We start from the raw sequence: 25903 nt of genomic DNA, 5'->3' as shown, positions 1-25903 counted from the left end.
ATTACGCGCCAAATACCCGCTGCGGGTTGGCGATCATCAACGTTTCTAACTGCTCGCCGCTGACGCCATGACGGCGCAAACGCGGTACGAAGTTTTTCAGGATATGACCGTAGCCGTGCCCGCCGTAACGGGTCAGCATGGTTTTCAGGAACACATCCTGCGATAACAAGATCTGATTGATGTAACCGTCGTCGATCAGGGCACAGATGGCGCGGGCGTTCTCTTCATCCGATGGCGATTGCGCCTCTTCATCGGCGTAGTAATAGCCCATGCCGATCATGTCGTACTCGAGATACGCGCCGCGATCCGCCAGCTCACGCTGATAGGTTTTATCGGCGTGGCTGGGGTTCATATGGCACAGCACGGTATGCCGCAGATCGGCCCCTTCCTGTTCCAGGATGTCCAGCACCTTGTGGCCCAAACGTTCCCAGCCGGGCAGATGTACCTCAATGGGCACGCCGGTCGCCGCGCTGGCGCGCCCGGCAGCACGCAGGGATTTCTCCTCGTCTGCCGTGAAGCGGCTGGACACGCCAATCTCGCCAATCAACCCGGCCAGCACTTCGGGTTTCTCCGCCAGGCCACCCAGGTCATAAATCAGTTTCTCGGTGAGTTGTTCCACGCTGGTGGTTTTCACCCACTCCGGGTGCGAGGGTTGCAGATACAACCCGGTGCCCATCACGATATTCAGGCCGGTCAGACGCGCGATGCGTTGCAGGGCTTTGGGATCGCGTCCAATGCCGATATTGGTGGGATCGACCACGGTTTCCCCGCCCAGCGCGCGGAACTTGATCAGCTCCTCGATCGCCACGTCGACGTCAAACAGCTGGCAGTTATCTCGGCTCATTAGCGGATTCAGTGACAGATCACCGAGATTTTCGATGCGAACCGGCATCTCGGCGATATGGCGATCGCTGCAACAGCAGGGCGGTACCCACTTACCCGAGGCATCGAGCAAAATATGTTCATGCATCAAGGTGACGCCCATCTGATCCAACGGCAACGGGCCGAGGACGGTCATCACGTAACCACTCTGCACGCCGAGCGGCAGGGGGGCGGGATGACGGAAAATCGAACCTTTCATCAGCTATCCTTTGGCGGTGGCGCGGGCCGGGTTGAGAATGCGCGTGTTAATCCAGATGGCGAGCAGGATGATCGCGCCGGTGGCGATTTGCGTGTAGAACGGCGAGATATGCGACAGGATCAACCCGTTCTGGATAATGGCGATGGAAAGTGCACCGAGCAGCGTGCCGATCACCGTACCAAATCCGCCAAACAGGCTGGTGCTACCCAGCACCACCGCCGCAATCACCTGCAATTCAAAGCCTTCGCCCTGGTTGGAGGAACCGCTACCGAGGCGGGCTGTGATGATCATCCCGGCCAGCGCGGCGGCCATACCGCTGATGATGTACACCCGCATCACCACCGCTTTGGTGTTGATGCCGCTGCGACGCGCCCCTTCCGCATTCGCGCCGATGGCGGTGACGTAGCGGCCAAAACGCATATGGTTCAGCACCACATGACCGACAATCAGCACCACAATGCCAATCAGCGCTGGCATCGGAATACCCACCACCCACGCACGCCCCATAAAGGTGAAGGGGCTGTCGCCAGGAACCGGAATCGAATAACCCTGGGTGATCAACAGCGCCACACCACGTACCACCGCGAGGGTGGCGAGGGTGACGATAAACGCCGGGATCCCTTCATACGCGATAAAGAATCCATTGATCGCCCCGACCAGCGCGCCCATTGCCAGCCCGCCGATCAACACGCAATACCACGGCCAGCCCCAGCTGTTGAGGGCAATGGCGGATAACGCGCCCACCAGCGCCAGCGTCGAACCGACCGAGAGATCAATACCGCCGGTGGTGATCACCAGCGTCATTGCGGTGGCGACAATCAGTAACGGCGCGCTCTGGCGAATGATGTTGAGCCAGTTAGGCGTAGTAAGAAAATTGCTGGTGATCAGCGAAAACACCACGCAGCAGAAAACGAAAAACAGCGCAATGCTGACCACGCCTGAATGGTTGTGTAGCAGGCGTTTGGGTAGCGAATGCTGAATCATGCGTGTACCGGAGAGGTTAACCATACTCATACTCGTTCCCTTAGTGGGCGTGGGCAGACGGCGCGCTGAACTTCTCACCGACGATCAGGTTGACGATTTCACTCAGGCTGGTGTCGGCCACCCGACGATCCGCCACGTTGGTGCCTTCGTACATCACCATGATGCGATCGCACACCAGGAACAGATCCTGTAACCGGTGGGTGATCAGGATGACGCTGACGCCACGCGCGCTGACGCGTTTGATCAGCGCCAGTACTGCCTCCACTTCGGCCACTGCCAGCGCGGCGGTCGGCTCATCCATGATCAACACTTTGGGGTTGAAAGCGGCTGCACGAGCAATGGCGATCGCCTGGCGCTGTCCTCCGGAGAGATTACGCACCAACAGCCGGGTATCGGGAATCGAGATCCCCAAACCCTTCAGCATTTCGCGTGCATCGGCGTGCATTTTTTGTTGATCGAGAAAGGGCACACCCAACAGGCGTTTCATGGGTTCACGCCCCATAAACAGGTTACCCGCCACGTCTACCGTGTCGCACAGTGACAGATCCTGATAAACCATTTCGATATGGCAACGACGGGCATCGGCCGGATTGGCAAAACGCTGCTCCTCGCCATCGATGCGAATGGCACCGCTGGTGGGGACCACCGCGCCAGAAAGCACCTTGGTCAGCGTGGATTTACCGGCACCGTTGTCGCCTACCAGACCCAGCACTTCGCCGGGGGCCAGCTCCAGATTGACGCCGCGTAGCGAGCGAATCGAGCCGTAGGTTTTGGTGATATTGACCATCTCAACCCGTGCCGGGGCGGCACGTTGCTGCTGTTGCATCTCAACACTCCCCTTGTGAATCAAACGGAGACGTTGCATCAGCGGGCGTATCACGCGGTAAAGGTTCACATCTTGTAAACCGGTTTACCCGATGCGCGTAATACGTGCCGCTGACCAACGCATGTCTTGCAGAGATATTTGTTCGCCAGGAGAAAGATAGCAGAGACTGTGCCAGGTGAAAAAATCACCTGATTAAATGCTGTCTAACCGATTGTTTAAATGGATGAAAAATTTTTATTTTTCGAGTAAACCGGTTTACTAAACAGCAGGGATTTTGCTGATGCTGAGCCAGCAGGGTGCAGCGATGCGCCATTTTAGCGCACAGGGTTTAACCGGCTGATGGAGTCACGGGCGATCCATTCCACCGGAAAGCGGGTTTCCTGTGCAGCGGGAAGATCGCCGTGCAACAGCGCCAGCATCTGCTCCACGGCGGCACGCCCCATTTCGCGTGCAGGCTGGCGGATGGTGGAGATGCGCGGTTGCGTGAATTCGGCATAGCTGGCGTCATCGAAACCCACCAGCGACAATGCATCCGGGGCGCGTAAGCCCTGTTCACGTAACCCATCCAGCAGGCCAAGCACCAGGTAGTCACTGGCGGCAAACACCGCAGTGGGACGCTGTTCGGCGGCAAAGAAGTGGTGCAGCGCCTGGGCACCAAAACTGCGTTCATATTTGCCAAACAATACCCACTCCGGCACCACTTCCAGCCCGGCTTGCTGCATGGCGGCGCAAAAACCCTGGTAGCGTTCGCGCACGCTCATCAGCGCATCCGGCCCACCGACAAAAGCGATATGACGATGGCCGGCAGCGATCAGTTGTTCGGTTGCCAGCTTGCCGCCCTGCACGTTGTCGGCGAACACTTTGGGTACGCTGCTGCCAGGGATATCTTCGTCGAGTAACACAATTCGCTGCTGACGCTGCACCTCTTTGCGCAGCAGGCCGTTATCCGGGCGGTTGGTGGTAAACAGCAGGCCATCCACCTGGCAGGTATCCAGCCAGCGGATAAACTGGCACTCCTTGTCGGGATTGTTGCGGGTGATGCACAGCACCAGGCTGTAGCCATGCTGTGAGGCGGCTTCTTCGGCGGCATCCGCCAGTTCAGCAAAGAAGGGGTTGGTAATATCGGGCAGCACCAGGCCCAGGGTTTCGCTGCCGCCTTTGCTCAGGCGACGCGCCAGTGAGTTGCCACGATAATCGAGCTGGCGGATCGCATTTTCGATACGTGTGACGGTATCCTGCGGCAGCACCAGCGAATGATTAAGATAACGCGACACGGTGGCTTTGGATAAGCCAGCCAGTTGCGCGACATCGGAAAGTAATACGCGTTTTTTTGTCATGAATGCACACCTTTTATCGGCACAGCATTAACACATTTTTCCCTGCCAGCGACAGCGTTTTAATACAAAATATTTACTTGACATTGTTTGGTGTTCAGAGAATGTTAATAGCCAGTTTACCCGATGTCGTTTTTCCTTTAGCGCTTTTCACTCGCTCACTGAACGGAGTTCATGACGGAAAAGTAATAAAGGCCGCCTGTGCAGGCAGCAAAGTTATTCTTTGCTGTTAAAGATATTTGTCCCGCAAAAAACTTACCCACTTGGGGTGCAGACTCTTTTTGACGAGGGCAACGATGATGTTATTTAACACCAGCAAGAAAAATGTGTTTTCCTGTGTTGTGCTTCTCTCTTCATTAATCACCACTTCCGCGCTGGCGGCATCAGCAGATTATGCGTTGGTGCAAATCAACCAGCAGGCGCTATTTTTTAATCTGATGAATAAAGGTGCGCAGGAATCGGCCAAGGCCAGCGGTAAAAATGTCGTTATCTTTAATGCCAACGATAATCCGGTTTCACAAAATGATGCCATCGAAAACTATATCGAGCAGGGCGTAAAAGGCATTATGGTGGACGCCATCGATGTCAATGGCATTATGCCAGCGATTAAAGAAGCGGCGGCGAAAAATATTCCGGTGATTGCCATCGATGCGGTATTACCGGCAGGCCCACAAGCGGCGCAGGTCGGGGTGGATAACGTCGAAGGCGGTAAGATCCTCGGTAAATATTTCCTCGGCTATGTCGACAAAAGTATGGGCGGCAAAGCACGAGTCGGCGTGGTTGGCGCGTTGAACTCCGCCATCCAGAACGCTCGCCAGAAAGGCTTTGAAGATACGATTAAAAGTAATAAAAACATCAGCGTGGCGGATGTGGTCGATGGTCGCAACATCCAGGATGACGCGATGACGGCAGCGGAAAACCTGATCACCGGCAACCCGGATCTGACCGCCATTTACGCCACCGGTGAACCGGCGCTGCTGGGCGCGATTGCGGCGGTAGAGAACCAGGGCCGCCAGAAGGATATCAAGGTGTTTGGCTGGGATTTGACCGCGCGCGCGATCAACGGCATCGACCAGGGTTATGTGGTGGCGGTGCTGCAACAAGACCCGGAAAAAATGGGTGAGGAAGCGGTGAAGGCGCTCAACGCCCTGACGTCGGGTAAGACGGTAGCCAAACAGATCCAGGTTCCGGCGACGGTCGTTACTAAAGAGAACGTGGGCAGCTACCGCTCAATGTTTAAATAAAACCCTGACGTAGCGGCGCGATTAATCGCGCAGCTTTTTCCTGCATCGCGCACAGGATCGCGCGATAAATCGCGCCGTTACGGTTGCGGGATACGAGAAAGAAGGGTTTGCAGTTCTGCGCGTGTCGGGAAGGCACGCCAGGTGCCGCGTCGGCTGACGGTAATGGCGGCGGCGGCAGTCGCGTGGTGTAACGCCTGGCTATCCGGCGCGGTCTGCCGCAGCAGGCTGGAAGCAAGCAGCACGGCGAGGAAGGTATCACCTGCGCCGGTGGTATCAATAACCTCCGCCTGAATGGCTGGCACCTGCCAGTGCTGTTGGTCACGTTGTAATTCGGCACCGGATGCACCAAGGGTGGTGATTAGACTACCGTGTGGTGGCAGCCTGGGTTGCAGCAACGCCGCTTCGCCCTGGTTAACTACGGCGATATCGACCCACGGCCAGCAATCCACAAACGCCGGGTTGACCGGGGAGGGGTTGAATACCGTGGTCATGCCACGCGATTTTGCCAACTGGAATAGCGCCAGCGTGGTGGGTGCGCTGAGATTGCCCTGTTGCAAAAAAATATCGCCGGGTTGTGCGGCCTTTAACCAGTCGCTGACCCGTTCCGGCGTCAGGCTATTTGCCGCGGCGTTGCTGGTCATAATGGCGTTATCACCGTTAGCGGTGGTGAAAATAACCGAGTTATCACTGAAGGGAACACTGGCAACGGCAGGTAATAACAGCAGATTTTCATCACTGGCGCGCTGGCGTAACCATTCACCCTGTGAATCTTCGCCGGTCGCGGTGATTAATGATGTGGTAAGACCACAGCGGGATAATATCATGGCCTGATTGGCACCTTTACCGCCAACATCGCTATGAACTTTATTTCCCAGGGCGGATTCGCCCTCGGCAGGAAAATGATCAACCTGCCAGAATTCATCGACGGTAATATTACCGCATACGTAAATATGCATGGTTTTCTCGAAAAGGTGATTAAGATGGCAGTTATCTCAGCAGAAAAGGGTAATGCAATACAAGCGATATTTTCGCGTCAAAAAGCAGTGATTGGCGTTATTCATTGCGATGCTTTCCCCGGCACGCCAAAATATCGTGGTGCGTTAGTGGGTGATATTATTGATCGCGCGTTGCGTGATGCAGATAATTATCTCTCCGGCGGCGTGCATGGTTTGATTGTTGAGAATCATGGTGATATTCCGTTTTCTAAACCCGAAGATATTGGCCCGGAAACCTCGGCGCTGATGGCGGTGATTACCGAAAAGATTCGCAGTCGCTTTGGCGTGCCGTTGGGTATTAACGTGCTGGCGAATGCCGCTATCCCGGCGCTGGCAACGGCACTGGCGGGCGGGGCCGATTTTATCCGGGTTAACCAGTGGGCCAATGCCTATGTGGCCAACGAAGGATTGATCGAAGGGGCTGCCGCGAAAGCGCTGCGTTATCGCAGCCAGTTACGTGCCGAGCATATCCGGGTGTTTGCTGACAGCCATGTCAAACATGGTAGCCACGCCATTGTTGCCGATCGTTCCATCCCCGAGCTTACCCGTGACGTGGAGTTTTTTGAGGCGGATGCGGTGATTGCTACCGGGCAACGCACCGGCGACAGTGCCACCCTGAGCGAGATCGACGAAATTCGCAGCGCCACCTCGCTGCCGCTGCTGGTGGGGTCGGGCGTGACACCGGGTAATGTGTGCGAAATCCTCGGACGAACTCAGGGGGTGATTGTCGCCAGTGCGCTGAAGCGGGACGGCGTATGGTGGAACGAAGTGGAACTGGCGCGCGTGAAGCATTTTATGGGCATTGCGAAAGCGGCGTTGGGGGAATAACCATGTCATTCACTGACCGCTTATTACAGGAGCATCAGGGGTTATGGCAGGCGATGCAGCAGCATCGCTTTGTGCTGGATATTGAACAGGATCAGCTGGATAGCGCGGTATTCAATCGTTACCTGGTGTTTGAAGGCAACTTTGTCGCCACCGCGATTGCCATCTTTGCGCTGGGTATCAGTAAAGCCCCGGATATCCGTCAGCAGCGCTGGTTGATCACCGTGTTAAACGCACTGGTGGATACGCAGATTGCCTGGTTCGAAGAGGTGTATACCCGGCGCGCTATCGATCCCGCCAGCGTACCCGCAGACGTACCGGGGGTGAAACGCTTTGACGCCGGGATGTTACACACAGCGCAGCAGGGAAGTTATGCCGAGATCATCACCATCATGTTTGGCGCGGAGTGGATGTATTACCACTGGTGCGCGCGGGTGGCGCAACAACATCAACGCGATGCGGATATCCGCCGCTGGGTCGAACTGCATGCGGAAGAGGCGTTTTACCAACAGGCCAGTTGGTTGAAAGCGGAACTGGATGCCTGTGCGCTGACGTTATCGGAAAGCGAACAACAGCGACTGTCGTCGCTGTATGCCGATGTGCTGCGCTGGGAAATCGATTTTCACAGCGCCGCCTATGGTGATTAAACGAGGTTAGCCGGGAAGTCGGCGGGCAGCTCGCTCGCCGCACAGGCAATCACGCTGTCGTCATCAGGACCGCAGTCGCGCACAAAGGTAATGGTGGCAAACTCGTCAATGACGGTGGTGGGATAAACCGGTCCCTGTTCGCGATACGCCGCCATTTCTTGCAAATGGTCGTTCTGGAAATAGACGGTTTTTTCCGGATTCAGCATCACCCATTGCGGGAAGAAAATGGTGCCGTGGAACACGCGGTCAGCAAGGTTAGCAATCAGGCTGACGTCGGTGCCGGTCGGTTCCGTCCAGGAAATTTTATACACCTCAGCCGCCACCCGTACGATATACGCCTGTTGACCTTTCACCCAACGGTTACCCACCAGCCCGCTGTGAATGCGGTAATCCAGCGTGGTGGCATTTTTCACGTAGATCTCATAGTTCCAGCCATTGTCGTAGGTGTAGACCAGATGTTTACCGATAAAACCGCTCAAATCTTCTTTATTGAAATTGCTCATTGTTGATCTCCTTCAGTTGATGCACCTACGATATCGCTGTAAAAATTGAATGAATAACGCTAATTTTGGATGGTTTTCATCTAAAAATTGGATGTGTTTATGTTCAGAACCACGCTGGAGCAGTGGGCAATCCTCGATAAGGTGGTGGAACTGGGGGGATTTAATCAGGCGGCAGAGGCGATGAACCGCAGCCAGTCCTCCGTCAGCTACAATCTTTCGCTGTTGCAGGAACGTCTGGGCATTGCGCTGTTACGTATCGAAGGGCGTCGGGCATTGCTCACCGCACAAGGCGAAACCTTACTGGCGCAGGTGCGCCCGTTGCTCAATGCTTTTCACGCGCTGGAAGTGCGCGCGGCCAGCCTGCATAACGGAGCGCGCACCCAACTGGAACTGGTGGTGGATAATATTTTCCCGCGCCAGACGTTGTTCCGGGTGTTGCAGCAGTTCCAGCAGTGCTATCCGGCCACACAAATTCAGCTTACCGAAGTGCTGGAATATGACGATCCCCTGCATCCCGCCGTTCCCGATGCGGATGTGATGGTGATGACGCGACGTGAAGATGTCTCCGGGCGGGGACAATGGCTGATGAACGTCGATTTTCTGGCGGTGATCCACCGTGATCACCCGCTGCTGTCGCTGCCGCAGCCGCTCACCGAGTATGATCTGTCGCGCTATCCGCAAATTCGCATCGGCACTTCGCGTTCGCAGGCACCGCATGCCTCGGTGGGGCAATCCGAGCAGTGGTTTTTCTCCACGGTGGATACCGCCATTGAGGCGGTGATGCATCAGGTGGGGTACGGCTGGCTACCGCAGGGGCGCATCGCCGAGGCGTTGCAGCTTGGCGTGCTGCAACCGTTGCCGCTCAATCACGGGGGCCGCCGGAGTACGCCAATGCATCTGATTGTAAAAAAGGAGCTGATTCCGCTGGATGATCAGGTGATCGCCTTGGTTAACCTGTTCACCCGTTATTGTTCAGGGCAGGGTGCTGTCACCGGCACCTAAGGCACGTTGCATAATCACCGTGTCCAGCCAGCGGCCATGTTTGAAGCCGACCGAGTGTAAGGTGCCGGTCACGGTAAAGCCGGCAGAGCGGTGCAGGGCGATAGAGGCGCTGTTCTCGCTGTTGCCGATCACGCCAACCATCTGACGATACCCCTGTTGCTCGGCCCATTGCAGTGCCCGCGCCAGCAGCTGACGGCCAATGCCGCGTCCGGTGAAGCGCTGGTCGATATACACCGAATCTTCCAGACTGAAGCGATAGGCAAAGCGTTCACGCCAGCGCGACAGGTAGCAGTAGCCGAGTACCACGCCATCTTCCACCGCCACTAACCACGGCAGTCCGGCGGCCGTGATTTTGTGCAGGCGCGCCAGCATGGTGGCATCATCCGGGGGATCGGTTTCAAAGGTGGCGCAACCATGCAGGACATGGTGGGCATAAATTTGTTGGATGCCTGGGATATGTTGTTCTTCTGCCTGCAAAATTTCCATCGTTACCGCTCTCGTTTGTTATCTGCTTTCAGGCTACCCTGTTGGCTTACTCAATGGCAGCGCGACCTGCTTATGCGCGCTATAAGGAATTTTTAGAGATGGCCAGTCTCAATCTTGATCATCTGGACACCTTCCGGTTAGTGATTAGCCGGGGAAGTTTTTCCGGTGCCGCCGATGTGCTCGGCCTGTCGCAACCGGCGGTCAGTCTGCAAATCCGTCAACTGGAGCAATCGCTACAAACCCGGCTGATTGAACGCACCGGGCGTGGGGTGCGCGCTACGGCGGCGGGGCTGGCGTTGCTCGAGCATGGCGAACATATTGCCAGCGCTATCGCTGCCGCGCTGGCGGCGGTGACGCAGCAGGCGGAGGAAATCAGCGGGACGGTGATCATCGGGACGGGCGCGACCGCCTGCATTCATCTGCTGCCGCCCTTGCTGCAACAACTGCGCCAGCAGCACCCGCAGTTAAAAGTGGATGTGCGCACCGGCAACACCGCGGCCATTATACGTGCGGTGGAGGAAAATCAGGTGGATATTGGCCTGGTGACGCTGCCGGTCGCCAGCCAGAGCGTGCATGTCAGCGCGTTATACGATGAAAAGTTCCGACTAATAATGGCGCGCGACAGTGCAGCGGCGGTCGAGCCTGCGGAACTGGCCCCGTTGCCCCTGATTGTGTTCGAACCGGGTAGCGGTACACGCGCAGTGATTGATGGCTGGTTTCGCGAGGCCGGGGTGCGCGCCACGCCGGTGATGGAGTTGGGTAGCATTGAGGCGATCAAGCGGATGGTTAGAGCCGGGCTGGGTTACAGCCTGGTGCCGGCTATGGCGCTGGCACAACCGGAGGATCGGGCGGGATTGTGCGTGCTGGAACCGCAGCCCGCCTTACAGCGTACGCTGGGTACGGTGATGCGCCAGGACCGCATTGTCAACCGTGGCATGACGGCGGTGCTGGAGCTGTTACGTCATGCATGTACAGGCCCGTAGCGGCGCTATTTATCGCGCAATCACTCGCGCGCTGACGTTAAAACCCGCGCGATAAATCGCGCCGCTTGTATCTTGAAGTTGTAACTGGTTAGCTACCCGTTACACGAAACGGAGGCAGCTTGTCGCGCCGCTTAAGACTCGATCTTGTGTCGTAGCTTAAAGCCCTCCGTTTCTCCTTTCACGCCAGCATCTACTCTGAACGGTAACCAGAAGCTCTGACTTCGTATGTACAAGGCAAGATGGCGTGATGGTTCATGTGAAAGGGAGCTGTCTTATGATTTATCTCGGTATTGATGTCAGTAAAAACAAACTCGACCTCTGCCTGTTGCCCGGCAACGGGAAAAAGAAAACCAAAACCCTCAAAAATCATCCCGACGCCGACCGGGAGATAAATGACTGGTTAATCAGGCAAAAATGCCATCCTGAACAGGTGATGGTGGTGCTCGAAGCGACCGGCATTTATCACGAAAACGTCGCCTTTGGTCTTCATGAAAATACCCCCGTCACAGTCTGCATCAGCAATCCTCAGCGGGTCAGGGAGTTCGCCCGTGGAATGGCTATCCTGACTAAAAACGACTCCGTTGATGCTTACATCCTGGCCCGTTATGGCGAGCTGAAACAGCCTGATGCCTGGGTGCCCCCCTCCCCGGAGGTCCGTAAACTTCGGGAGCTGGTGCGTCTGCGGGACTCACTTCAGGCTGATGTCCAGCGGGCGGAGAACCGACTGGAAAAGGCCCATTCAACCCGCACAGCGCCTGAAATCATTGACTCGCTGGAGAGAACCCTGAAAGCCCACAGGGACGAGCTGAAGCGTATTGAAGCGCTCATCTCAGACCACACAGATAATCATCCGGGTCTGAAGGAAGACCGTGAGCTGCTGGAATCGATAAAAGGAATAGGCAGCGTGGTGGGCACGACAATGCTGTCGGTGCTGCGCTCGTGTCCGTTCCGGAGTGCTTCACAGGTCGCTGCGTGGCTGGGTGTGGTACCGGTGGAAAAAACGTCCGGTAGCTCAGTCAGGGGGCGTGCACGGATGTCAAAAACAGGCCCGGCAGACGTAAGGGCGAAACTGTATATGGCGGCGATTGTAGCGATCAGGTGGAATGCCCCGGCGAAGGCGCTGTACCAGAGGCTAATCGCGAAGGGCAAAGCCAGCAAGGCTGCGCTTGGAGCGGTGATGCGCAAGCTGGTTCATCAGTGCTTCGGGGTGCTGAAAACGCGGATGAAGTGGGATGAAAATTACGCAGCTACCGCTTGACGTTCAAGACGGTAGCTACAAAATGATGCTGGCATCGTAGCGGCGCGGTTTTTGCGGCTAGTTGCCCTCACCCCGGCCCTCTCCCGCAAGACGGGAGAGGGAGCTTTACCCTAGATTGGCAGGCGGTACATCTTCTGTTGCATCAACTCTGCCTGGCGGCTGTTCATCACCGGCCACGCCTGGTGGGGGAACAGATACAGACGTACGCTGGCGAGATGGAACAGCGGCGTCAGCAGGCTTTCATCCCACATTGCCAACCGTTCCAGCATCAGCAGCAGGATATCGATTTCATCCAGCAGGTCCGGGTGCGGCGGAGTCTGTAGCGATTTGAGGCGGCGTTTCAAAAACAGCCCCAGTTCGTGAAACATCTGTCCACTGTCGAGCTGATATTTTGCCAGCAGATCCTTATGGCGCGCGTAGTAGTCAAAACTGTTTACCCCCAGCCACACCTCGGTCAATAACATGCCGGCAGCGGTCATATCAGGTTGCGGATCGAGGCGCAGACGCGGCAGCACCACGTTCAGCTTATCCAGCATCAGGCCGATATAGCGCTGACGTCCGAGCAGAGAAGAACCATTTCGCTCCGTCTCTTTGATAAAGCGCAGCAGCTCACGCAAACCGATACGTACCGCACGACGCGCGGTCCAGGACGGGCGCTTGTTACGCATAATCGCCGTCAGGATCACCGCAAACAACACCCCGGTCATTGAGGCGATGGCGGTGTTAAACAGCGCCACCAGGTCGGGGCGCAGATGGTGACCGAGGCCGATAAAACCGGGGATCTGGATGGCGACGCTCAGGCCGATCATATTGGTGGTGGGACGGGCAATCATCATTCCCAGCAGAATAAGGCCGGGCGCCAGACAAATCATCAGCGCCTCAAATGAGGTGGCCTGGGGCAGCAGAATTGCCACATACACCACGCTGATAATGATGGCGACGATCACGCCACGCACAAACAGCTTCATCGAGGTGAGCGGGGTATCGAGACTGGCAAAAAAGGAGCTGAGGATTGCCGCCATTACTGGCGCGGAGGCCCCATCACGCCAGCCAGTCGCCATCCACAGCAGACAGGAGCCGAAGGTGGCGCAAAACGCGGTTAACGCCGAGAGGCGAATTAAACCCTTGTCATAAAAGCGATGGGTGCGTTTGCCGCGTGCCAGCGAGGTGTCGCCGGACAGGTCGCTGACCAGCCCTCCCACACTTTGATACGCCCCGGCAATGCGAACAAAATCCGTCAACCTCTCCAGCACGCCAGTCAGCAACAAACAGGATTCAGTGGGTAATTCCCCCTGTCGCCAGGCTTGGTTGAGTTCCGCCTGACAGGCGGCCAGCGCTTGCTGAATGTCGTGGGTGTCGCCTACCGCTTCTCCATCATGCAACCACAGCAAAAACTGGCGAAAGGTTTGCGCCACATTTTCCGGGAAGGTGATGTTCAGTTCTGCTAAGCGTTGCAGGCGAATCTCGATGGCGATCAGTGTCGGGATCAGATACGACAGATGTTGGTACTGCACGCTGACGAGGCGAATCAACTGGCGTGCGGCATTCCCTTCATACACGCAGTGGGTGATCAAAATTTCCACCTGCTGCGGGTTGGTCGCCATGCGGATCAGAATATCGTCACGTTCCGGTGATTTTGCAGTCGGGATACCGGAGAGCAGGTCGCCGCACAGCTTACGGGCGTTGAGATACCACTGGCTGACGCTTTGTTCCAGCAGGCTACGCATCGACACCGGAAACAACAAACCGTGCACCAGGCTGCTACAGACGATGCCGAGGGTAATCTCCTCAATACGTGACAACACCGTACTGGTGATCCCCAGCGGGGTGGTGACTTCCGGGAAGCCCATGATCGCCGCGCTGTAACCGGCCAGCATAAAGACATAGCTTTTCGGTGTGCGGTCGTGCAGCGACAGATACAGGCAGACGCTGACCCACAGCGAGACGCACAGGCTGAACAGCAGCGGGTGTTCAACCGTCAGCGGAAAGATAAAAAAGATAAACACCCCACCCAGCAGCGTACCGAGCAGACGGAACACCGATTTGGAGATGGTCGAGGCGGAATAGAGTTGCGACGCAACAAACACGGTGGTCAGTGCCCAGGCCGGTTTGTCCAGATTCAGTTCCAGTGCAAAATACAATGCCAGAAAGGCGGCCAGACAGGTTTTTACAGCAAAAAAAACGGCGTTTTTTGAAAACCACGGCATGACAGTAATAAGACCAGGAGACGCTAAGTGCGGCGTATCCTGCCAGAATAAAAAAACTGCTCACCTCGATAAATACGACAAATTGTTTCGTAATAAAAAAAGATGTTTTTACGGGGTGATCTATTGAGGGCTAATTATTAAATTTCCCTAATGCGGGATGGAGCATAAAAGGCAGGAGAATGGGCCGATTAGACGCTATTTTGTCCATCTTGCAGCCTTTGTGGGGTTTTAAGCGTCCTCGGTCATCAGTGTGGTAAATGTGATCTGGATCATGTTTTTCCGTAAAAGCGCCTTCAGCGCGCCATAACCATAAAATAATTTCGCGCTGAAGGCGGCGTTTCCCTGCGCCAGATCAAGCCATTACGGGTAAAAATCCGTTTTGACTTAAAATCTGTTGGGCGACAGGGGATTGCAGAAAATCTGCCAGTGACTGTGCTGACGGCTGACAAAGCGCCCAGGCGTATTCGGCCCGAATGTTACAGGCTGGCGGAATGGTGAAGATGTGCAGCTCAGGACATGCGGCCAGGCGCGGTGCGTAGCTGGTGTAACCGATAAACATATCCGCATGATCCTGAGCCAGCAGCCATCGGGCAGCCAACTCGCCGGGTGGTACGATCAGGCTTTGTGGCCCACCGACCAGGCAACGGGCTTTGTTCTCCAGTAAGCGACCCATGCCGTGCTGCCGCTGTTCAATGGCGGCAAATAATTGCCAGGTATAGTCGCCGGAAGGATCGCTATGCGGGGTGGAGGTGCCAAGTCGCAGGTCAGGGCGAGTCAGCACGGTTAACCAATCTTCCCCCGGTCTGACCCGATCGCGCTTCACCGTCAGGCACAGGCTATTGGCGGCAAAGAGGCCGGTTTGTTGCGCCAGCCCGCATTGCCGCAAGTGCTCCGCATGGGCGGTGTTCGCAGAGGCGAACAGGTCACAGCTTTCCCCGGCCAGGATACGTTCACGCAGCAAACCCGCCGGGCCGAAATCAGTGTCGACCGGTGATCCCCAGGCCGCCACTAACGCTGGCCAGACGGGCCGCAGGCTACCTGCTGCCAGGACGCGCAGCGTTGTCATGATAATGTGTCCGGTAAAATTGTTGATACCAACGATCGGCTTCCTTCTGCATGTTGATGTCGCGGAATTTTTCCGGGTAGAGTTTCTTCGCCATCCACAATTCACCCAGCCCGATGGCTTCCGGCATCGGATAACCCCAGGCTTTGGCATATTCCGGCATCAGCCAGACACGGTGGTGCTTCACCGCATCGATGCTCTGCCATTGCGCGCTGTGCGTGATCTCATCCACCACCTGTGGGTAGCGGTCCTGCACAAAAATGACCTGCGGATTCCAGGCAATCACCTGCTCCATGCTCACCTGTTTGAAACCCTGAATGGTGGCGGCGGCGACATTCAACGCCCCGGCGTGAGACATCATTAGCCCGGTATATTTTCCGGCACCGTAGGTGGTGAGATCCGGGTTCGCCATATAAGCCCGCACCCGTTGTTGCGCGGGCACGGAACGCAGACGATCGGTGACCTTCTGACGACCGGCGAACGCGGCGGCAATCAAGGCTTTGGCCTGCGCTTGTCTGTTGACCACTTCGCCAATCAGCGTGATGCCTTCCTTAATCCCCAGATTGTAGGCCTGCTCCTCATCCTGCATGGCGGGGTTGATTTTGCCTTGCTGACCGGCGTCGTCATGGCGCAGCGAGATGGCGATCACCGGAATGCCCAGCGCGGAAATTTTATCGATCATCTCCTTCGGCGCGTAGTTGGTGACAAACACCACCTGCGGGTGCAGCGCCACCAGGCTCTCCATATCAACATGAGTGAGATCGCCGAGCATCGCTTTGTGATTCAGTTCCGGCACCAGCGTGGCGTAGCCATCGCCGAGTTGTTGTTTCCAGTTGGCGAGAATGCCGACGATTTTGTCGGTGGCATTGAGTTGCACCAGCAAATTGAGGGTTTGATGTTGCAGTACCACCACGCGGTCAACCTGATCGGGAATGGTCACCTGACGGCCAATCTGGTCCGTGACCACCCGGCTGGCAAAACTGGATAAAGAGGTAAGCAATAACACGCCCGCCAGGGCGTAACGGTAAAAAGGGCGATTCATAATAACTCCTGGTTTCGATATGTGCGGAAGTATATAGCGATGGAGGTGGAGGGGATATACAGCATTGCCCTTTTAATTTTTATCGATACATAATAATTTACACAACGATAATAATAACCTTACAAAACAATATCATAAGTAAATATTTTATTAATCCAGGCAATGGCAAGGTAATGGAAATTAAATCGCGTAACACCCCGCTTATCAGTCTGATTAGCGTCAGCATACTGATGGCGATTCACGCCCAGGCGGCGGAACAACCCGCTCTGACCGTCACCGCAAACCCGAATAACACCCCGTCATCAGTCGAGAAAAAAGCCACGTTAGGTAATGCAGGCAGCCAGGAAATCCGTAATACGCCCTGGTCAGTGCAAACGGTTTCACCGCAATTAATGAAACGCCAGCAGCTAAAAAGTATCAGCGATATTTACCGCTATATGCCTTCGGTGCAGGGGGATGGTGCCCGACCGCAAACGCGCGGTATGCAAGGTAGCGTGGTGCAGAACAGCATGATTGACGGATTGAATGTCGTCTCCACCACGGATTACGCCGCCGCGCAGTTTGACCATCTGGAAGTGCTGAATGGTCTGGCCGGTTCGCTATATGGACCGGCTAATCCGGCGGGATTATTTAATTTTGTCAGCAAACGTCCCACCGATTCCCCACAACATAGCGTCACTATCGGCGCGGGAACCGGCATCAGCCATTTGCTGGCGGGGGATTTTAGCGGTCCACTGGATGATAACGATCGGCTGCGTTATCGCCTCAATCTGCTGGATGATGAAGGCAGTGGCTACGTCACAGGCAGCAAAAAGCGCCGCCAACTGGTCAGCTTCGCGCTGGATGCCAACCTCACCGATCAGACGGTGCTGGAAACCAATTTTAGCTACTACCATTTTTACGACAAAGGGCTGCCGGGTAAATTCGCGCTGGGTAGCGGTCTGACCCTCCCGGCAGCGCCGGATCCGAAAACCGCCCATCTCGGTCAATCCTACGCCGGGGACAATAACCACACCCTGACGGCGGGCGTGCATCTGAAACACGATTTCGATGGTAACTGGCAAGGCGAGGTGGCCGTGCTGCGTCAAATTGCCGACCGTGAATCAACAGCGGTGACCAATACCTTTACCGATAACCAGGGGCATTACACCACCACCACCTCATCCGCCACTGCCAGCCGTTTTACCATCAACAGTTACCTGGCAAACCTCAATGGTGAAGTAGATACCGGCTGGATCCACCAGCAAATCGCCGCCGGGGTACGGGGGTTCGTCTGGAAAAATATGAACCCGAAAGCCGGTGGCACCAGCACACTGGGCAGCGCGTCGTTGGATAATCCCCAGGCATTTGCCGAGCCGGACTATCCCGATTTTACCGATCGCTATCACTCGGCCACCGCCACACAACATGCGTTTTTGCTCAGCGATAATCTGGCATTTTCTCCGCAGTGGAGCCTGTTGCTGGCGGGCAGCGAAAGCCTGCTTAGCTCGGCCAACTACAGCAAAACCGGCAGCCGCAGCAGCGAGTCGTCAAATAGTGGTTTTAGCGGCTCAGCCAGCCTGATGTATAAGCCGGTTGATCCGCTGACGCTGTATGTCAGCTACGCCGACAGCCTGCAACAGGGCGACACCGCACCCGCACCCGCCAACAACGCAGGCAACATCCTGGCGCCGTATCGTAGCCGTCAGGTTGAGGTGGGGAGCAAGCTGGCGGTCAATAAATTGCTGCTGACCGCCGCACTGTTTCAGATCAAGCGTCCTTATGCCTATACCAACGCCAACGGTGACTATGCGGTGGACGGTGAGCAGCGTAACCGGGGCATTGAGCTGATGGCCGACGGCGATGTCACCGAGCGTTTACACGTTTATGGTGGCATGACCTGGCTGGACCCGCGTCTGCTGAAAACCGCCAGCGCGCAGACGGAGAATAAACAAATCGTCGGTTTGTCGCGCTATGTTGCCAGCCTGTTTGCCGCTTACGACCTGCCAATGCTGAGCGGTACCGATATTCACGGCGGCATGCATTATGTCGGGCGTCGTAGTACCGACAACCAGAACGAAGGTTGGGTCAGCGGTTACACCACGCTGGATGCGGGGGCGGCGTGGAAGACGCAACTGTTCAACACCGCCACCACCTTCCGCCTTGATGTCACTAACCTGACCAATCGCCACTACTGGACCAATATCGTGCCGGGTGGGCTAAACGGCTACAGCGGTTCTGGCTATGCCAGCGCGCAACTGGGCGAACCGCGTATGGTTCAGGTTTCCATGCAACTCAATTTCTGATCGGGAGCAAGGCCATGTTAAAACCTTTCTGCGGGCTGGCGCTGCTGGTCATCAGCGCCGTGGCTCAGGCCCAAACGGTGACGGACGATGTGGGTCAGCAGGTGGCAATTAGCCATCCGGTGACGCATATCGCCGATGCCTGGTTCGCTCACCATTCATTGCTGATGACGCTGGGAGCGGGGGACCGGATTGTGGCGACGGTGAATCATCCGACCGATCGCCCCTGGATGTTTAAGGTGCAGCCAACGTTGTTTCAGGCGTTACAGGCGCACGGTAAAACCTTCGCCAGCGAAGCGCTGGTGGCGCGTCATGTCGATGCGATTTTCGTTCCGGCCCATGATCCTGATGCCCAGTCTTACCGGCTGGCGGGGATCCCGGTGCTGGAGATGCAATTTGATGACTTTGCCTCGCTGCGCCGCTCCCTCACCACCACCGCGCAGGTGGTGGGTACGGCTGAGGCCGAGGCACGCGCGGTGGCGTATAACCACTATCTGGATCAGCAAATTACCCGCATTCAGGCGAAAACCCAGGGACTGAGCGCCAGCCAGCGCCCCCGCGTGCTGCATATTCAGTCGCTCCATCCGTTGAAAGTGGATGGCCGCGCTACCCTGATCGATAGCTGGATCACGCTGGCGGGCGGGCGCAATGTCGCGGCGGGCATTGAAGGCAATATGAAGCCGATCTCCCCAGAGGAGGTGATTCGCTGGAACCCGGATGTGATCATTATTGGTGCCGGTGCGGGAACCTTGGCGGATTCCGATTACGCTGCGCTGTTTGGCAGCGTTAATGCGGTGAAAAATCATCGGGTGTGGCAGAATCCGGCAGGGGTGTTTCCGTGGGATCGCTATGGCACCGAGGTGGCGCTCCAGATTCAATGGGCCGCAGCCAAATTGCATCCTGAGCTGTTTCCCGATCTGAATATCGTCGACGCCACGCGCGATTTTTATCGCCAGTTTTATGCGTATCCATTGAGCGCCGCTGAGGCCGGACGCATCTTACAGGCGCTGCCGCCTGCAACCTAAAACCGCAGCGAATAAAATGCTACAGCAAATGAATCAACAATTTTAAGCGTGAAAGAAAGCCGTACCTGTTGGAGCAATAATTCAGCAGTTAAATAAAATTACAAGTCATATCAAGCTGTTCCCTTTACATATCTCTACAATCAACGAAATAAGCACCGGGGATGGCGGCATCTCTCCCCGGTTGCGTAGCAGCGCGATTTATCGCGCTGTTTTTTTAGGGTTAAAATCGCGCCGCTACCTTGTGTCTTTTAACGGAGTCGCCTTAATTCTTAAGGTTAACTTAATGTTGAGATGTGGCTCACATCAGGAAGCAAAATAATATCTGGCAATGTCACGAGCAAATAGAGTTTTTCCTTTTTTTACTATGCTGGTTAGCGGGAATGTTTATTATTCTCACGGGGAGTGATACTAATAATTATTATCATTTCGCTTTTAGCCACTTTTGGGAGCACTCTACTTGCTGGCCACGTTCATTATCGCATTGCGCGAAGGCCTTGAAGCCGCATTAATCGTAGGCATTATCGCCGCTTTCTTACGCAAAAATGGCCGTTCGCTCACCGCGATGTGGTTGGGTGTCGGTTGTGCGGTGATCCTCTCCCTTGGCGTGGGTTTTGTGCTGAACCTGACCGAAAACGCGTTACCGCAGGCGCGTCAGGAAATGATGGAGTCCATTATCGGCCTGGTGGCGGTGTTTTTTGTCACCGGCATGGTGATGTGGATGAACAATCATGCGCACAACCTCAAGCGTCAGTTGGAAACCGAAGCAGCAGAAGCCATCAGCCATTCCAGCGCCTGGGCGTTGACCAGCATGGCGTTTCTCGCGGTACTGAAAGAAGGCTTCGAAACCAGCGTATTTCTGCTGGCGACTTTTTCCGCTTCACAGTCGGCTGCCTGGGCGGCGGTGGGTGCCGTATTGGGGTTACTGGCCGCCGTGCTGGTAGGATGGGGCATCTATGTCGGTGGCATCCGTATTAACCTGTCGCGTTTCTTCCGTCTTACCGGGTTGTTCCTGATCCTGGTGGCGGCCGGTCTGATTATCTCCGCGTTACGCAGCGCGCATGAAGCGGGATGGTTAAATACCGGACAACAACGCATTGTTGACCTGAGCTGGCTGGTCACTCCCGGCACCGTACAATCGGCGTTGATTACCGGCGTGCTGGGTATTCCGGCAGATCCGCGGCTGGTGGAATTCGCAGGCTGGATTATCTATATCGTGGTGGTCGCGGCGATGATCTACTGGCCTGCCCACTTAAGACCGACACCAAAAAGAGCCGCACAGTTCACCACTGTGACCGGCGCGGGCCTGACAATCACCGCGTTGTTACTGTTCTTTGGCTATCCGGCACCGGATGTGGACATTCCCGATCAAATTCCGTTGGTCAGCCGCACCTCGCAGCAACCGGTCGGCCATATCAGTAGCCAGCCAGGCGCGGGCAAACAGTTTGCCGTCACGCTTGAGGGACAGGCAGCGGAAACGCTGGTGGTGCCTGCCGATCAGCTCAGCAACGTCAGCACCTCGGGGCGTCAGGAGTGGCAGGCGAGTTTCAGCTATGAACCCGCCGATGCCAGTTCACCGCTGACGCTCGACCAGGTCATGGCCGCCTATGGCAACCGCATCCCGGTGGGCTTAAGTCCGTCACAACATCCCGGTCCTTATGACGCCAAATGGACGGTGAATTGCCGTGTTGATGCCGCCATGAGGCGTGGCGTGTTGGTGAGCGCGGAATCTCAGGCCGGCACCTTTATCACGTTATCGGGCGGTGGCCTCCAGTCTCCCCGCACCATCAGCGCGCGGGCGCGCACCGCAGAAGCCGGGTGCGACTGGCAGATCAGCCCGACCTGGTCACAGGATATTGAACAACGCTTGCGAGATGCGGTTGTTGCTCATGATATCTGGCACTTCTGGGCCGTTATTTTACCTTCACTTTTTGCCATTCTGGCCTTCACCTGCTTTTTCTCAGCCAGTCGCCAGTTCCGGCGACTGAAAGGTGTTCGTGCCCGAGGACGCAGCAAACAGGGACTGCTGGACAGTTCAACTCACCAACTGCCTGAAAAATAAACAGGAAGGCACGATGAAGACAAAACCGTTCTCTACAAAATACGCGCTGATTGCAGCAGGGATTTCTGCGGCTTTAATGCTGTCCGTGGATGCGCAGGCGGCTACGGCAGCGCCGGTGAAAAACGGCGCTTCACAGGTCAACATCACCATGACCAGTGAAGGCGATGGCACCTGCCATATCGACCATACTTCGGCGAAAGCGGGTCCGGTCACCTTCACCGTGGTCAATAAAACCGCGACCTCACTGACTGAGTTGGAACTGTTAAGCGACAACCGTATTCTGGGCGAAAAAGAGAACCTCGCACCGGGCCTGCCTGCGGTGAAATTCACCGTCACGCTGGACGGCGGCACCTACCAGATTTATTGCCCGGGGGCGAAACAAGAGTTGACTAACTTTACCGTCACCGGTAAAGCGGCGGCAGCTCCGACCGGCAGCGTCGCGACGCTGTTGGAAGAGGGCACCAAAGGCTACGCCAGCTATGTTAACGGCGTAGTGGATGCCATGGTGGTGGCGGTCGATCGTCTGAAGGCCGACATTGATGCGGGCGATCTGGAAAAAGCCAAAGCAGACTACGCCAAAGCGCGTCCGTTCTACGAACGTATCGAATCTGATGTCAGCGGCTTCGTGTTACCGGGCTTCAAAGCCACCGATAATGCAGGCAACCTTGACTACTTAGTTGACATGCGTGCGTCCAACATCGACCCGAAAGTGGGCTGGCATGGTTTCCACGCCATTGAGCGTGAGCTGTTCAGCAAAAAAGCGATTACGCCGGAAACCAAACAACTGGCAGCTGAACTGCAAACCAACGTACACAAACTGGATGAGCAGGTTAAGCAACTGACTTACAAACCGGAAGACCTGGCAAACGGTGCTGCGGATCTGCTGGAAGAAGTTCAGAGCAACAAAATCAGTGGCGAAGAAGAAGCCTTCAGCCATCTCGATCTGATCGATTTCGCCGGTAACATCGAAGGTGCCGAGCAGGCATTCGCCTTCCTGAAACCGGGTCTGGAAAAAATCGATCCCGATCTGACCAAGCGTGTCACCGAGCAGTTCGCGGCAGTGCGCGCGTTACTGGAAACTTACCGCGACCCGGCGATTCCGGGTGGCTACAAGTACTACACCGCCGAACTGAAAGCCTCAGAGGGTGCAAAACTGAGCCGTGCTGTACAGGCGTTGCAGGAACCGTTGTCCAAAATCGCTGAAAAAGTCGCAACCAGCGGAAAATAATCGATGAAAGATAAGTCCAAACCGGCCAGGGAGGCCGGTAATTTCACCCGGCGAGATTTATTGAAAGGGGCGGTCGCCAGCGCCCTGACGATTCCGGCTGTCAGTTCGGCGCACGGACAGATTGAAGCGCAGCATAATCCCGAAGATCGTGTTGACCTGTCGCGCGAACATGCTTTTTATGGCACCGGTGGACAGGTGGGTATCGAAACACCCCCGCAGCGCCATATTATGTTTATGGCGTTTGACCTGACCTCGCAGAATCCGCGCGATCTCCAGGTTTTGCTGGCGCGCTGGTCATCCGCCATCGCGCAGATGATGCGCGGCGAAACCATTGGTCAGATTGAACCCGCGCGCAACAGCGGAGTGGGGGGCGATACCGGCGAAGCGATGGATCTGGGGCCCGCCTCGTTAACCGTCACCGTCGGTCTGGGGCCGCGTATTTTCAGTGAAGCAATGGGCCTGGCAGGGAAGAAGCCGCCGCTGATGCGCGAGTTGATTCAGCTACCCAGCGACAACTTTGATCCGGAACTGACCGGGGGCGATCTCTCGATTCAGGCCTGTGCTGATGATCCGCAGGTGGCGTATCACGCGGTGCGTAACCTGGCACGTATCGCCAAGGCGACGGGCACCGCGGCGACACGCTGGTCGGTGTTGGGATTTGGCCGCGCCTCCGCAGGTAAGGGGCAATCCACGCCGCGCAACCTGTTTGGTTTTAAGGATGGTACGCGCAATATCACCGAGAAAGCCGATTTCAAACGCCATGTGTGGATTAATGAGGGTCCGGCCTGGCAGCAGCAGGGCAGCTATCAGGTGGTACGTAAAATTCGTATGCACATCGAGAACTGGGATGTGGACCGCGTCAGCGATCAAAATAATATCTTTGGTCGCCATAAGCTGTCCGGTGCTCCGCTGAGCGGTCATAAAGAGTTTGATCAGCCTGATTTTGAGGTCAAGGATCAAAGCGGTGAACGGGTTATTCCGGCTACGGCGCATATCAGCCTGGCGGCGCATGAGAATAATCAGGGTATTCGTATCCTGCGACGTTCTTATAATTATACCGATGGCTTAAATAATCTCGGCTTTCTTGATGCGGGATTGCTGTTTATCAGTTATCAGAATGATCCGGCACATTTTGAAACCTTACAGGCTAAACTGGGCGCGGCAGATGCGTTGAATGAATATATTTCCCATATTGGTTCAGCCATTTTCTTTATTCCACCGGCACCGGCTGAAGGTTCATATATCGGGGCGGAATTATTCACCTGATTAAATGCACATCGCCAGGGGAATGGTGCCTGGCGATGTGCCTGCTGTGTGCCAGATTGTTCGGTAATCCACGTTTTAACCGTAAGCCACTTTGTCATTAATATGATACAGGGTTGCAGTCGCTGCCATCACATGCTGACCATCATTGCCCGGTTGATGGGAATCGACATTGGTGATGTGGTAGCCCACGGCACCCGCTTCCAGCGCCTTTTTCACAAAGGCGTCATTAAGTTCTTCCATAGAGGTCACCCAACTGACGCTGGTAACCCCAACCGGGTGGATCGAGGCAATTTCACGGTGAGATAATCCTGAACGGACCAGTACCGGGTTAATTGTCTTTTCAGTAAAAATAGAAATGATGTCGTTAACTAAAGCTTTCATATCTGACTCCTCAACGTGACTGGTAAGCCAGTTATACGTATGACGATGGGTTGTTGTCGTTTAATCTTCGTTGATAAATATCGACGGTTGCGCACGGCAGGTAATCACCACCGTTAGGAATAATAAATACCTTTTAGCCGACTGAATTTTAGCTTTAACTGCTAATTAACACGCAGGCAAACTTCTGCCACAACTCCATTAACTTTACGCGAATTTTTTTTCATTTGATTACATTTGTGTCGCGATGCGGTCGCCCGGTAGAGATCTTCGCACCAGATTATAAATAACATGTTAAGGATTGGTTTACTCTGAGCCTGCCTGACGAGAAGCCGGCAATGACTTCTCTATGCCACATCATAATAAACATTCTTCACGTCCGATTAGCCCAAATGAATTTGGGCTTCTTTTTGTCGCTCCCTGAAAAAACCTTGTTCGTCTGGTTAACCCCTTTGGGTGCATACACTTTGCGTTACAAATTGTTATGATATAACATCTCCATTTTAACCAATGGAGAGTCTGGTTGTGGTAAGCAAAATTAAAAAAATCGTGTTATCTCTGGGATTAATCGGCCTGAGTTCATCGGTACTGGCGCATGGGGATCATGCGCACGGTAAGCCACTTACGGAAATGGAGCAGAAAGCGGCAGAGGGCGTATTTGCCGATAAGGACGTTAAAGACCGCAACCTCTCTGACTGGGACGGTGTCTGGCAATCGGTTTATCCGTTACTGGTTAACGGCGATCTCGATCCGGTGCTGCGTAAGAAGGTGGAAAAAGATCCCAGCAAAACCTTTGCCGACGTCAAAGCGTATTACCGCAAAGGCTATGTCACGCAGGTTGATACCATCGGCATCGAAGACGGAGTGATGGAGTTCCATATTGGTGCGCAGTCCAGTTCCTGCCACTACCGCTACGACGGACACAAAATTCTGACCTATGCATCCGGGAAGAAGGGCGTGCGCTACCAGTTCACCTGTCAGGATGCTAACAGCCCGGCGCCGAAATTCGTTCAGTTCAGCGATCACATCATCGGCCCGAGAAAATCGTCGCATTTCCATATCTTTACCGGCAACACCTCCCAGGAAGCGTTGTTGAGTGAGATGGATAACTGGCCCACATACTATCCCTGGCAAATGCAGACCGCCGAGGTCGTGGAGGAGATGCTGCACCATTAAAATGCGTTG

General features: G+C 55.4%; 23 protein-coding genes. 12 read left to right on the top strand and 11 right to left on the bottom strand.

Annotation, left to right across the window (positions count from 1 at the left end; translation table 11 throughout):
- Position 1 precedes the first annotated feature (1 nt).
- The 4 genes from AC6I8R_RS22140 to AC6I8R_RS22125 all read right to left on the bottom strand — a co-directional run bounded on the left by AC6I8R_RS22140 (position 2) and on the right by AC6I8R_RS22125 (position 4228).
- Complete coding sequence (locus AC6I8R_RS22140) at positions 2-1081, bottom strand: phosphotriesterase family protein (RefSeq protein ID WP_497832919.1); 1080 nt, start codon at positions 1079-1081, stop codon at positions 2-4.
- Positions 1082-1084: 3 nt separating this feature from the next.
- Positions 1085-2095 carry an ABC transporter permease gene (locus AC6I8R_RS22135; RefSeq protein ID WP_208725639.1) on the bottom strand — a complete coding sequence of 337 codons (1011 nt, stop codon included), beginning with the start codon at positions 2093-2095 and terminating at the stop codon, positions 1085-1087.
- Positions 2096-2105: 10 nt separating this feature from the next.
- Positions 2106-2852 (bottom strand): ATP-binding cassette domain-containing protein, encoded by a 747-nt coding sequence (locus AC6I8R_RS22130; protein ID WP_415174439.1) that lies wholly within the window; start codon positions 2850-2852, stop codon positions 2106-2108.
- 353 nt (positions 2853-3205) lie between these two features.
- A complete protein-coding gene (locus AC6I8R_RS22125) occupies positions 3206-4228 on the bottom strand; it encodes a LacI family DNA-binding transcriptional regulator (RefSeq protein WP_208725638.1) in 1023 nt (340 codons plus the stop codon).
- 293 nt (positions 4229-4521) lie between these two features.
- Here AC6I8R_RS22125 and AC6I8R_RS22120 point away from each other — a divergent pair, with 293 nt between their 5' ends.
- The gene (locus AC6I8R_RS22120; protein WP_497832918.1) at positions 4522-5469 is read left to right on the top strand and encodes an ABC transporter substrate-binding protein; all 948 of its coding nucleotides are present in this window, start codon (positions 4522-4524) and stop codon (positions 5467-5469) included.
- A 77-nt stretch (positions 5470-5546) separates the two neighbouring features.
- Here the strand turns inward: AC6I8R_RS22120 and AC6I8R_RS22115 are convergent, their stop codons facing one another.
- Positions 5547-6425 (bottom strand): PfkB family carbohydrate kinase, encoded by an 879-nt coding sequence (locus AC6I8R_RS22115; protein WP_497832917.1) that lies wholly within the window; start codon positions 6423-6425, stop codon positions 5547-5549.
- A gap of 24 nt (positions 6426-6449) precedes the next feature.
- On the opposite strand from AC6I8R_RS22115, the gene AC6I8R_RS22110 reads away from it, so the two are divergent.
- Together AC6I8R_RS22110 and AC6I8R_RS22105 are read left to right on the top strand one after the other, a co-directional pair.
- Complete coding sequence (locus AC6I8R_RS22110; RefSeq protein WP_497832916.1) at positions 6450-7292, top strand: BtpA/SgcQ family protein; 843 nt, start codon at positions 6450-6452, stop codon at positions 7290-7292.
- Between the two features lie 2 nt (positions 7293-7294).
- Complete coding sequence (locus AC6I8R_RS22105) at positions 7295-7936, top strand: TenA family protein (protein ID WP_497832915.1); 642 nt, start codon at positions 7295-7297, stop codon at positions 7934-7936.
- Here the strand turns inward: AC6I8R_RS22105 and AC6I8R_RS22100 are convergent.
- Positions 7933-8439, bottom strand: a complete 507-nt coding sequence (locus AC6I8R_RS22100; RefSeq protein WP_497832914.1) for a phenolic acid decarboxylase — start codon at positions 8437-8439, stop codon at positions 7933-7935. The genes AC6I8R_RS22105 and AC6I8R_RS22100 overlap by 4 nt on opposite strands.
- Positions 8440-8538: 99 nt before the next feature.
- On the opposite strand from AC6I8R_RS22100, the gene AC6I8R_RS22095 reads away from it, so the two are divergent.
- Positions 8539-9441: a LysR family transcriptional regulator gene (locus tag AC6I8R_RS22095; protein ID WP_415174437.1), complete on the top strand. Its 903-nt coding sequence runs from the start codon at positions 8539-8541 to the stop codon at positions 9439-9441.
- Here AC6I8R_RS22095 and AC6I8R_RS22090 read toward each other — a convergent pair.
- On the bottom strand, positions 9412-9927 hold the full coding sequence (locus AC6I8R_RS22090) for a GNAT family N-acetyltransferase (protein WP_415174438.1): 516 nt from the start codon (positions 9925-9927) through the stop codon (positions 9412-9414). The two genes, AC6I8R_RS22095 and AC6I8R_RS22090, sit on opposite strands and share 30 nt — an antisense overlap.
- Before the next feature lie 98 nt (positions 9928-10025).
- Here AC6I8R_RS22090 and AC6I8R_RS22085 point away from each other — a divergent pair, with 98 nt between their 5' ends.
- Both AC6I8R_RS22085 and AC6I8R_RS22080 read left to right on the top strand, forming a co-directional pair.
- Positions 10026-10910 carry a LysR family transcriptional regulator gene (locus AC6I8R_RS22085; RefSeq protein WP_208725630.1) on the top strand — a complete coding sequence of 295 codons (885 nt, stop codon included), beginning with the start codon at positions 10026-10028 and terminating at the stop codon, positions 10908-10910.
- Positions 10911-11184: 274 nt separating this feature from the next.
- The gene (locus tag AC6I8R_RS22080; RefSeq protein ID WP_497831835.1) at positions 11185-12168 is read left to right on the top strand and encodes an IS110 family RNA-guided transposase; all 984 of its coding nucleotides are present in this window, start codon (positions 11185-11187) and stop codon (positions 12166-12168) included.
- 110 nt (positions 12169-12278) lie between these two features.
- Here AC6I8R_RS22080 and AC6I8R_RS22075 read toward each other — a convergent pair whose 3' ends face one another.
- The 3 genes from AC6I8R_RS22075 to AC6I8R_RS22065 all read right to left on the bottom strand — a co-directional run bounded on the left by AC6I8R_RS22075 (position 12279) and on the right by AC6I8R_RS22065 (position 16480).
- Positions 12279-14375 carry an FUSC family protein gene (locus AC6I8R_RS22075; protein ID WP_497832913.1) on the bottom strand — a complete coding sequence of 699 codons (2097 nt, stop codon included), beginning with the start codon at positions 14373-14375 and terminating at the stop codon, positions 12279-12281.
- 352 nt (positions 14376-14727) lie between these two features.
- A complete protein-coding gene (locus AC6I8R_RS22070; protein WP_497832912.1) occupies positions 14728-15441 on the bottom strand; it encodes a substrate-binding domain-containing protein in 714 nt (237 codons plus the stop codon).
- The gene (locus AC6I8R_RS22065) at positions 15410-16480 is read right to left on the bottom strand and encodes an ABC transporter substrate-binding protein (protein WP_497832911.1); all 1071 of its coding nucleotides are present in this window, start codon (positions 16478-16480) and stop codon (positions 15410-15412) included. Before AC6I8R_RS22065 ends, AC6I8R_RS22070 begins: the two co-directional genes overlap by 32 nt.
- Before the next feature lie 173 nt (positions 16481-16653).
- On the opposite strand from AC6I8R_RS22065, the gene AC6I8R_RS22060 reads away from it, so the two are divergent.
- From AC6I8R_RS22060 to efeB, 5 genes are all read left to right on the top strand, one after another.
- Positions 16654-18765 (top strand): TonB-dependent receptor, encoded by a 2112-nt coding sequence (locus AC6I8R_RS22060; RefSeq protein WP_497832910.1) that lies wholly within the window; start codon positions 16654-16656, stop codon positions 18763-18765.
- A gap of 14 nt (positions 18766-18779) precedes the next feature.
- Positions 18780-19787: an ABC transporter substrate-binding protein gene (locus tag AC6I8R_RS22055; RefSeq protein ID WP_497832909.1), complete on the top strand. Its 1008-nt coding sequence runs from the start codon at positions 18780-18782 to the stop codon at positions 19785-19787.
- 457 nt (positions 19788-20244) lie between these two features.
- Positions 20245-21846, top strand: coding sequence for an iron uptake transporter permease EfeU (efeU, locus tag AC6I8R_RS22050; RefSeq protein ID WP_415175459.1), 1602 nt, complete (start codon positions 20245-20247; stop codon positions 21844-21846).
- 13 nt (positions 21847-21859) lie between these two features.
- Positions 21860-23074: an iron uptake system protein EfeO gene (efeO, locus tag AC6I8R_RS22045; RefSeq protein ID WP_415175460.1), complete on the top strand. Its 1215-nt coding sequence runs from the start codon at positions 21860-21862 to the stop codon at positions 23072-23074.
- Between the two features lie 3 nt (positions 23075-23077).
- Positions 23078-24340 carry an iron uptake transporter deferrochelatase/peroxidase subunit gene (efeB, locus tag AC6I8R_RS22040; RefSeq protein WP_415175461.1) on the top strand — a complete coding sequence of 421 codons (1263 nt, stop codon included), beginning with the start codon at positions 23078-23080 and terminating at the stop codon, positions 24338-24340.
- Positions 24341-24415: 75 nt separating this feature from the next.
- Here the strand turns inward: efeB and AC6I8R_RS22035 are convergent, their stop codons facing one another.
- Positions 24416-24721 carry a YdgH/BhsA/McbA family protein gene (locus AC6I8R_RS22035; RefSeq protein WP_013511572.1) on the bottom strand — a complete coding sequence of 102 codons (306 nt, stop codon included), beginning with the start codon at positions 24719-24721 and terminating at the stop codon, positions 24416-24418.
- Between the two features lie 522 nt (positions 24722-25243).
- Here AC6I8R_RS22035 and zinT point away from each other — a divergent pair.
- The gene (zinT, locus tag AC6I8R_RS22030; RefSeq protein WP_497832908.1) at positions 25244-25894 is read left to right on the top strand and encodes a metal-binding protein ZinT; all 651 of its coding nucleotides are present in this window, start codon (positions 25244-25246) and stop codon (positions 25892-25894) included.
- The last annotated feature ends 9 nt before the right edge of the window (positions 25895-25903 follow it).

Source organism: Pantoea sp. X-Soil-OKNW-713, assembly GCF_059730685.1.
Note: the sequence above shows the minus strand (reverse complement) of the source record. Positions and strands in the feature narration are given on the sequence as shown.

Excerpts from the sequence above, each read along its gene's own strand:
- AC6I8R_RS22140 (WP_497832919.1), bottom strand. The coding sequence starts at position 1,081 with ATGAAAGGTTCGATTTTCCGTCATCCCGCCCCCCTGCCGCTCGGCGTG.
- AC6I8R_RS22135 (WP_208725639.1), bottom strand. The coding sequence starts at position 2,095 with ATGAGTATGGTTAACCTCTCCGGTACACGCATGATTCAGCATTCGCTA.
- AC6I8R_RS22130 (WP_415174439.1), bottom strand. The coding sequence starts at position 2,852 with ATGGTCAATATCACCAAAACCTACGGCTCGATTCGCTCGCTACGCGGC.
- AC6I8R_RS22125 (WP_208725638.1), bottom strand. The coding sequence starts at position 4,228 with ATGACAAAAAAACGCGTATTACTTTCCGATGTCGCGCAACTGGCTGGC.
- AC6I8R_RS22120 (WP_497832918.1), top strand. The coding sequence starts at position 4,522 with ATGATGTTATTTAACACCAGCAAGAAAAATGTGTTTTCCTGTGTTGTG.
- AC6I8R_RS22115 (WP_497832917.1), bottom strand. The coding sequence starts at position 6,425 with ATGCATATTTACGTATGCGGTAATATTACCGTCGATGAATTCTGGCAG.
- AC6I8R_RS22110 (WP_497832916.1), top strand. The coding sequence starts at position 6,450 with ATGGCAGTTATCTCAGCAGAAAAGGGTAATGCAATACAAGCGATATTT.
- AC6I8R_RS22105 (WP_497832915.1), top strand. The coding sequence starts at position 7,295 with ATGTCATTCACTGACCGCTTATTACAGGAGCATCAGGGGTTATGGCAG.
- AC6I8R_RS22100 (WP_497832914.1), bottom strand. The coding sequence starts at position 8,439 with ATGAGCAATTTCAATAAAGAAGATTTGAGCGGTTTTATCGGTAAACAT.
- AC6I8R_RS22095 (WP_415174437.1), top strand. The coding sequence starts at position 8,539 with ATGTTCAGAACCACGCTGGAGCAGTGGGCAATCCTCGATAAGGTGGTG.
- AC6I8R_RS22090 (WP_415174438.1), bottom strand. The coding sequence starts at position 9,927 with ATGGAAATTTTGCAGGCAGAAGAACAACATATCCCAGGCATCCAACAA.
- AC6I8R_RS22085 (WP_208725630.1), top strand. The coding sequence starts at position 10,026 with ATGGCCAGTCTCAATCTTGATCATCTGGACACCTTCCGGTTAGTGATT.
- AC6I8R_RS22080 (WP_497831835.1), top strand. The coding sequence starts at position 11,185 with ATGATTTATCTCGGTATTGATGTCAGTAAAAACAAACTCGACCTCTGC.
- AC6I8R_RS22075 (WP_497832913.1), bottom strand. The coding sequence starts at position 14,375 with ATGCCGTGGTTTTCAAAAAACGCCGTTTTTTTTGCTGTAAAAACCTGT.
- AC6I8R_RS22070 (WP_497832912.1), bottom strand. The coding sequence starts at position 15,441 with ATGACAACGCTGCGCGTCCTGGCAGCAGGTAGCCTGCGGCCCGTCTGG.
- AC6I8R_RS22065 (WP_497832911.1), bottom strand. The coding sequence starts at position 16,480 with ATGAATCGCCCTTTTTACCGTTACGCCCTGGCGGGCGTGTTATTGCTT.
- AC6I8R_RS22060 (WP_497832910.1), top strand. The coding sequence starts at position 16,654 with ATGGAAATTAAATCGCGTAACACCCCGCTTATCAGTCTGATTAGCGTC.
- AC6I8R_RS22055 (WP_497832909.1), top strand. The coding sequence starts at position 18,780 with ATGTTAAAACCTTTCTGCGGGCTGGCGCTGCTGGTCATCAGCGCCGTG.
- efeO (WP_415175460.1), top strand. The coding sequence starts at position 21,860 with ATGAAGACAAAACCGTTCTCTACAAAATACGCGCTGATTGCAGCAGGG.
- efeB (WP_415175461.1), top strand. The coding sequence starts at position 23,078 with ATGAAAGATAAGTCCAAACCGGCCAGGGAGGCCGGTAATTTCACCCGG.
- AC6I8R_RS22035 (WP_013511572.1), bottom strand. The coding sequence starts at position 24,721 with ATGAAAGCTTTAGTTAACGACATCATTTCTATTTTTACTGAAAAGACA.